Raw genomic sequence first — 7,979 nt, 5'->3', positions numbered from 1 at the left:
CGGTGAGAAAACCACGATACTACCGCAGTTTGCCTCCTAACCGCACTGAAAGAGTTGCACTTACAAGTTGAATTCACGAATTAACTTTAACTTAAGAACCGCTAACTGTGGTTATCCATGGTCTTGCACCACGCCGACCTGAGGTAGATCGGCCAGACCGCTCTGAAGTGCCTGCGTCTGGAATGATTGATTCTTCCAGAAGATTCCACCCGGGCTGGTCGTCGGCACAACGATGCCATAAAAAAGAGCACGACCAATGACCTCATGTGCCAACGCAAGAAAAAATACTCCCCCCCAGACCAACAATGCCCAACCCCCCTCAGGACTCAAAGCCGCATAGAGTACAGCAATCATCAAGAGAAGCGTCCAACTCACCCATCTTGCAGAATAGGTCTTGCCATATTTCCCCAACATAAGTTCGTGTGAAACCGCTGCCTCTTCTCCTCTGACCTTCATATCCTGTAGATGCGACAGAAGCGCTCCGCCCTGGAGTAGCATGCCGGCAAGCAGGGGAAATGCCATCTTTGATAGAATAAAGGCAGGTGAATGACCACGCATGAACTCTGCAAAACCAAAGATGAGTCCAATACCCAAACCTCCCAGTATCAAGGTACTCGAGAAAAATGCGCCTCCGGAATGCCAATGATCCCAAAAGGGACGGGCCTTGATCCGGTAACAACGATACATACAATAGAGCCCCAGAGGACCTGTAAACGCCGCTCCCCCGCCTAGAACCTGAGTCAAGATTCCAGGATAAGCCTCCGGAAGCCAAGAGATCAGGAGAGGAAAGTTTCTGACCAAGGCATAAGCAAAAAAGAAGTTATAAAAAGCACCCACTGCTGCAATCTCCCGGCTCACCCAGGAGTGGCGAAGGTTGTACATGGCGCGATAAAAATACTTCGGCTTCCCAAGATGCAGGGTCGAAGAGACCAGAGCAGTTGTCTGAAGCGCAACCAGTCCAAACAAAGCCATTGCCATGGCGACAGGATGTTCTTCCTTCGTCAGGATACATCCCATCGCATTGCTGAAGAAGGGAGCAAGAAAGATAAGCAGAAAACCCCCGACCGCAAACTGCGTCGCAAGCGTAAAGAAGACCAGTGGATCTTCACGCGAACGAAGCTGATCCAGCCCCCAATCCGTCTTCCTTTTTTTGGAGAGTGGCTTGACACTGAACTGATTATTTTCATTTATATCCCGTTCATAACGAATCGGATCGGCATCGACATGCCTGAAGTTATCGGGCAAGGCACGGTTCTGTTGAAAACGGATATTCGGCCGGGAGATCTCAGGGTCCGGAAAACCGGGGATCTCAAGTTTGGCCTCATGGCGTCCCGCCGGGATATCCTCGATGACGCCAAATTCAAGGGCATTACCCAAACAAGCAGTCACGCATGCCGGCTTCAAACCAACCTCAAGCCGATCTACACACATGTTGCATTTCTCGACATGGCCTTCGACCGGATTTAATTGTGGCGCATTAAGGACACACCCAGGTACAATATCCGCAGCCAAAACAGATATCGGGGTCCTGTAAGACCGCGCCGTACTCCAGATACTTTGTATAGGCCCGTGTCGGACAGCCCTTCAGGCAGACCGGGTCCTCACAATGATTACAGGCCATGGAGATATTAATTCGCGTAACGTTCGGATAGCTCCCTCCCTCAATCGTACCCACCGTCCTGAAGGCCAGATGAGAGGGAAGGCCGTTCTTTTCGGAACAGGCAGACTCACAAGCGTGGCAAGCGATACAATTGTCGACGTTAAAATGGAAACCGTGCTGTTTGTAGCGGTCGGGGTCATCAATCAAGCGTTTCTCGCCGTTGATCTCAAGGGCTTGTCCGGTCAACTCAGGATGGTCCCGGTCAAGGCAGACAGAAGACCCATGCAGGGTCTTCTCTACTTCACTCCCGGAAGGCTTCAGGAGCATATATTTGGGATAGTTCTGAGACAGGGCTTTTTTCAGCAGACCTCGGTCCGGTATGACCTCTTTTCTAAATCCCATCTCTAATACTTCCGTGCCATAACATTTTCCTTCGCCGCCGCCCTTTGGTCGGCTATTTTTTCGATCCGAACAGCCGACTGTTTAAATGCCGGCTGGCGCGAATAGGGATCGAGAAGACCGAGGACCAGGCGGTTCACACAATTATAGTAATGCATCGGAATAAAAACCGCGTCTTCCGCAATCCGGTGGGTCAACTGCACCAGAACAATGGCCGAAGACCGGCGGGAAAAAACCTGAACGTACTCCAATGCCTCTATCTCAAGCCGATCTGCCGTGGCCGGATTCATCTCCATGTAGGGGGTCGGACTAAACTTGTTTAAATTTCCGATCTTGCCCGTCTTTGTACGAGTATGCCAATGCTCCACAACCCTTCCGCTGTTCAGCCAGAAGGGATATTCATCATCAGGAACCTCATTATTATCTATGAAAGGAAGCGAAATCAGTTTCGCCTTTCCATCCGGATACTGGAAAACTCCATCGGTGTAAAGCCGCTTTGCGCCCTTCGGATGAGTCGCATTGCAGGGCCATTGAATACCGCGCCGTGCCTCTATCTTTTCATGGTTCATCCCGGAGTAATCGCAGAGGCGGCCTTTCGAAAGCTCCCGCATTTCCTCAAAGACCTCTGCCGGTGTTTCGGAAAAGTGCATCCGTTCATCCGGGTCAAAATGCCTGGCAAGCTGCGTGAATATCCAGAGTTCCGGCTTGGCTTCACCCGGCGGGTTCGAGACCTTGCGGACCACGTTCACACGCCGCTCGGTATTGGTAAAGATCCCTTCCTTCTCTCCCCAGAGTGCCGTAGGAAGGAAGAGGTGGGCGGATTCAAGTGTTTCAACATCCGTATAGATATCCTGAACAACCAGGAACTCCAATTTTTCAAGAATCTTTCGGGTACGGACCGTGTCGGGCATGGAGGTCATCGGATTTGTGGCAATCAGCCAGAGCCCTTTAATCTCTCCCCTTTCAATGGCGGGGAAGATGTCCGTCTGTGTCAGACCTCGTTTTTTGGGGAAGAAGTCTTCCTCTACACCCCAATAATCGGCCATGAAGGCCCTGTCTTCCTCCTTTTCAAGCTTTCTGTAGGCTGGAAGGCCGGAGCAGGAGGAAAACTCACGTGTTCCCATCGCATTGCACTGGCCCGTGATGGAAAGCGAGGTTCCTCCCGGCTTCCCAATATTGCCCGTAATCAGATTCAAATTATTGATCGCCGCGACACCGTCGGAGCCATGGGTCGATTGGTTAATGCCCATGGTCCAGATGGTCATCGCCGTCCCCGCTTCACCGTAGATCCGTGCCACCTTACGGATCATATCCTCGTCGATGCCGCAGATTTTGGCCGCCTTAGCCGGATTGTATTCCCGAACCAACTCCGAAAAAGCACTGTATCCCGAGGTGTGGGCATCAATATAGCCGCGATCCTCCAAACCCTCTTCCAGGATGACATGAGCCAGGGCATTCAAAAAGACGAGGTCCGTTCCGGGTGCAATTGGAATGTGGATATCGGCCAGTTGCGCGAACATCGTGACCCGGGGATCAACGACAATGAGGGGAAAGTGGTGCCGGTCTTGCGCTTCTTTCATCCGCCAATAGATAATAGGGTGCTGCTCAGGAAGATTTGACCCGATGGCCAGGAGACAGCTGGTATTCTCAAAATCCTCATAACACCCCGGAGGGCCGTCACTCCCAAATGAGCGCTTATAGCCGGACACCGCAGAGGCCATGCAGAGGGTGGTATTGCCATCGTAATTATTCGTTCCGATCAGGCCCCGGACCAGCTTTCCCAGGGTATAAAATTCTTCGGTATAGATCTGGCCGGTCGAGACGATTGCAAAGCTGTCACGGCCATATTGGGCCTGAATCCGTTGAATTTCGCTCGCCATCTGCGTCAAGGACTTATCCCACGACGCTTTCTCAAACGGTTCCGATATCTTCTTGCGCATGAGCGGAACAACGCCCCGATTTGGCGTGTCGAACAACTCGAACTCGTAGATTCCTTTCAGGCAGAGCTTTCCCCGATTCACATCGGCATCCATCACTCCGCGCGTTGTGATCCCCTTCCCATCCTTATCGACTCCCACCTCGATGGAACACCCGGTGGAACAGTATCCGCAGGTCGTATAGACCCACTTCTCGACGGGTTTTGTTGGAATATGAATCGGATTCTTAGTGTGACGGCCAAATAACATATATGCTCAATACACGAAATTGGGTATAAAAAAGCCCGGATTGGTTTGCAGCTCTTCTGCTGCCACCAGACCAGGCGCCATTGCCGGTACATTTAATGTTTTTTATACTAGCAATAAATATGCCACACGACAACAACTATAAAACCATCGACTAACGCATTGATTTCCCGACATGAAAAATTTTAAAAGAACGAACGAGGGATCAGTGTGACAATCAGGATCAACATATTTGTCTGATCTTCTACGAGGTAGTCGAAGATGTTATCGATGAACATTCCTAAATCAGAATTTTGAAGAACCCCGTCCGAGAGGGGCGATGATTGCACTCGCTGTAAGTATTCACGAGAGGATAAGAACCCAGTATATAAAAAACCACACGTCGTATAAATTATCTAAAAGAATACCCGATACTTCTGAAGCAAAAATGCGAGGGGTCTCTTGTAGAAATCTCTCTCCCCGATATTCCACTAAGAACGGATCAAATCAATCTGATGTACCTTTAACCAGGCTTGGACCCGGCGCTTGAGGACTATTCTTTCTCTCGGAGAGAGTTGTTCAGGGTCAAATCGATGGCGGTAATGGAGGGCCAGGATTGCTTGTAACGATTGAAGCGATGTCGCTGACAGTTTCCCTCGTCCGATTCTTTTAATCCAGACAGAAAGAAGTTCCCCCGGTTCCCGGCCAAGACCCAAGGCATGCAGCTTTCTTATGATTAAATAAAAATCTGATTCTGCGTTAGCAGAATATCGTTTAATCCTCCTGTCTTTACTTTTCACAATAAATCGGGTCACCCGTTTTCTGAGAAAGAACTGCCAGACCAGGCTTGCTGCAAGAATAGCGAAGGGCCAACTGAAATATTCTATCAGAGAAAAATCCTTTTCACTCCCCCGCCATTTTGAAAAGAGGAAGACCCCTCTTGACCAAAGATCACGCAAGGGTTCCCACATCGAGCTGGTACTTGCTTCAATCGATGCCCATACACTCGGCGTGTTATCCACATTAAGCCATATCCCATCAGTGTAGGCCAAGGCCCAGGCATGCGCGTGCCTTTCACGCACAACAAACCTATTTTCATTCTGCTTAAACTCCTGAACTGAGAATCCTGTCGCATAACGTGCCGGAATGCCTGCTTCTCTAAGAAGCAACACGGTTGCTGTTGCAAAGTACTCACAGTGCCCGGCTCTGAACTGAAATAGAAATTCTTCAATACTGTTTCCCTCCAGACGGAGAGAGTAGAAGAACTTGTTTTTAAAAAAATGTTCAACTTTCTTAAGGACCTCGTCTGTCTCCAGGTCATAGAGCTCTAGGTCCGATGCAATTTTTTTAACGGCAGCGGTCTCGCCAAGGGGGATAAACAAGTCGAGTTTATTCGGAGGCCGGTCAAAAGTTGCACTCTGATCATATCGCGCACGGTAGGATACAAACCCTGAACCGAACTCAACCTTGATATCTCCCATACCATTCCGTCTCATTCCCGTGACCGGAAGATCTTCTATCCGATAGGTACTGTTCGGCAAGGGTAAAATCTTTTGTCCTGGGCTCAGAACAGTTTCCACAATGATTTCCTTGTTTGTAAAGGTATTCTTGCGAAGTGTCCACGTCGTCCCGTTACTTTCTGATTGAAGCGGTCGAAACCCGGATTTTGAAGCCAACCATAAGGGGGATTGATAGAGGTCATAGCTGGCCTCACGGAGAAGGAGGGGCTCTTCTTGCTCTTGAGTCCGGTCCACCCTGAATAAAATACGGCCTGATTGCTTTAAGGTCCTGATGTCCCCTATTGCCGTCGTACTTCGATAGGGGTCTGTCCCCTCCAGCGACATCCAGGATATGATCATATTTTCGAGGCTTATTTGTAAGCGTCGCAGCTCTATGTGCCCCCAATACCCGATCACACCCACCAAAATGAAAGAAGCAATCCATACCGGAGTAGAATACATTTCAGATCTTAAAGGCCACAAAGCCCAGGCCGAAATCAAGATCAAGCCAAGATAAAACCGGTAAGATCCGTCATTGCTACCTCCGGAGGCCAGGAGACAGAGGAGGAAAAATGGATAGGTCAGGTTAATGGAAGAATAAAGGTTCCCAACGCCCCGGAGCGTTCGCTTTCTGAGGACAATATAGAAGGTATCAATATTAATCTTCTCAGAGGGGCTGTAAATTTGTGCGATCACAATCGGGGTAAAAAGAAAGGGGAGCCACTGAATGAAAAGAAGGATGCTTTCCAGTAATGGATTTGCGGTAAGAATATAGGCAACCACCCCCAAAAAAATGATTGCACTGACATCCCAGGTCCGCCTGAAATCGGCGGGAGAAGGCTCCCATCTCCAGGGGAGGAAACGGGCTCCCTCACAGACAACCGCAATCACCGATGTCAAGGGGAGCAGATCAACCCGCCATCCCCAGAAAAGGAGGGTGAACCCCAATAGGAAGGGAGGTGTTTTCATATCTTTGAAAGTCCTTCCTCTATTTTTCCAACCTCTAGACGGTGCAAAGCAGAGGGCTTGTCCTTCATCGGGCCAAGATCAAGCGGGTCAGGCATCTTGGAGTCACCCACAACCAAAACAAGAAGGGGGATTCCATACCGCTTCAATTGATCGATGAAGTCTCTTCTCTCTTCATCCCATGATAGAAGGATGCAAATACAGCCACTCATCATCGATATCCGATTGATGACTGATCGCCTCAAGGTATGGAACGGTTTGTCCCGACACAAGCGGACAGCAGAAAGGATCTCCAAGATCCGCTCCATACTCGAAAGTGCCCTTCCTGCGGTAAAACAATAGGATTTCCCGCCGACAAACATCAAATCCAGGAGCGATTCCATGGTCTGGATTGACGAGGCAAAAGAAGCTGCGACAGAAATGCCCGCTTCAAAAACCTCGCTAAAGTCTGAATCGGTAAAGGTGTCTAAAACAAGGGCGTGCCGGACGAAATATTCTTCCTGGTATTCTTTAACAATCGGTTTTCCAATCTTCGCCCAGCTTTTCCAGTGAATTCTACGCATCGGATCGCCTACACGATAATCTCTCAAGGAGACAAAATCTCCCGATTCACCGACAGAAGACGTCATGGCAACCCCTCCCTGCTGATACTTCTTTGTTCCTGGAAATTGGATCGCCCGGATCGGGTACCTCTTTGGAAGGACTTGAACGGCTTGATTTTCCCGAACAGTAAGAGAGGTCTTCACAAGACCAAAAGGATCTTTCCTTGAGATCGTCACCCCGGTCAAATAAAGGCGCCCTCTGTGAAATGGGACGACCTCACTCTGGATCGAAACCGTTTTTCCGGGTTTCATATAAGGGAGTATCCTCTCCTGGACTCCGCCCCTCAATTTTCGAGAAATAATCCACTGCCATCGATAATATCCGACATAGCGGTCAAACCAGTTTCTGCTTTCCTCGTTGGGTTCAAGCGATTCAACAAACTCTTTATAGGTCGGAATATTCTCGCCAAGGTCCTCCAGGAGAGACAAGCCCGTTTGGGTCTTTGCACTCTCATTTCTCACCACAAGCTCATATCTTAGAGGTACTCCAACAGTTCCAAACCGAGGAATAATTCTCTTCACTGAAAATCCTGCACGAAAGAAGAGGCTATAGGTATATGAAACAGCCATGAGCGCGAATAAAAAAGTAAAGACCTGGTAGATCATCATACGGGACGTATCGAGCCCGAAGCTGGCCGTTATGGCAAGACCGCAGAGGACAAAGGCACCCCCCACCGTAAATCTTTTTTTCATACGCCTCTGAATCGCGCTGAGTGTCCGGAAGATTTGATATAAAAACCTCTTCATACTC

At 49.3% G+C, this 7,979-nt stretch carries 5 protein-coding genes; all 5 read right to left on the bottom strand.

Annotation, left to right across the window (positions count from 1 at the left end; genetic code table 11):
• Positions 1-111 precede the first annotated feature (111 nt).
• Positions 112-1,431, bottom strand: a complete 1,320-nt coding sequence (locus tag EYQ01_05200) for an aspartate carbamoyltransferase (GenBank protein ID HIE65198.1) — start codon at positions 1,429-1,431, stop codon at positions 112-114.
• Between the two features lie 46 nt (positions 1,432-1,477).
• Entirely contained in the window at positions 1,478-2,002 is a 525-nt protein-coding gene (locus EYQ01_05195; protein ID HIE65197.1) for a hypothetical protein, read from the bottom strand.
• Positions 2,003-2,004: 2 nt separating this feature from the next.
• Positions 2,005-4,185, bottom strand: a complete 2,181-nt coding sequence (locus EYQ01_05190) for a nitrate reductase (protein HIE65196.1) — start codon at positions 4,183-4,185, stop codon at positions 2,005-2,007.
• A 467-nt stretch (positions 4,186-4,652) separates the two neighbouring features.
• Positions 4,653-6,629, bottom strand: a complete 1,977-nt coding sequence (locus EYQ01_05185; GenBank protein ID HIE65195.1) for a transglutaminase domain-containing protein — start codon at positions 6,627-6,629, stop codon at positions 4,653-4,655.
• A complete protein-coding gene (locus EYQ01_05180; protein HIE65194.1) occupies positions 6,626-7,975 on the bottom strand; it encodes a DUF58 domain-containing protein in 1,350 nt (449 codons plus the stop codon). Before EYQ01_05180 ends, EYQ01_05185 begins: the two co-directional genes overlap by 4 nt.
• Positions 7,976-7,979: the final 4 nt, after the last annotated feature.

The organism is Candidatus Manganitrophaceae bacterium (assembly GCA_012960925.1).
Taxonomy (GTDB): Bacteria; Nitrospirota; Nitrospiria; order SBBL01; family JAADHI01; genus DUAG01.
The sequence above is the reverse complement of the archived record's forward strand: the minus strand, read 5'-3'. Positions and strand labels throughout refer to the sequence as shown.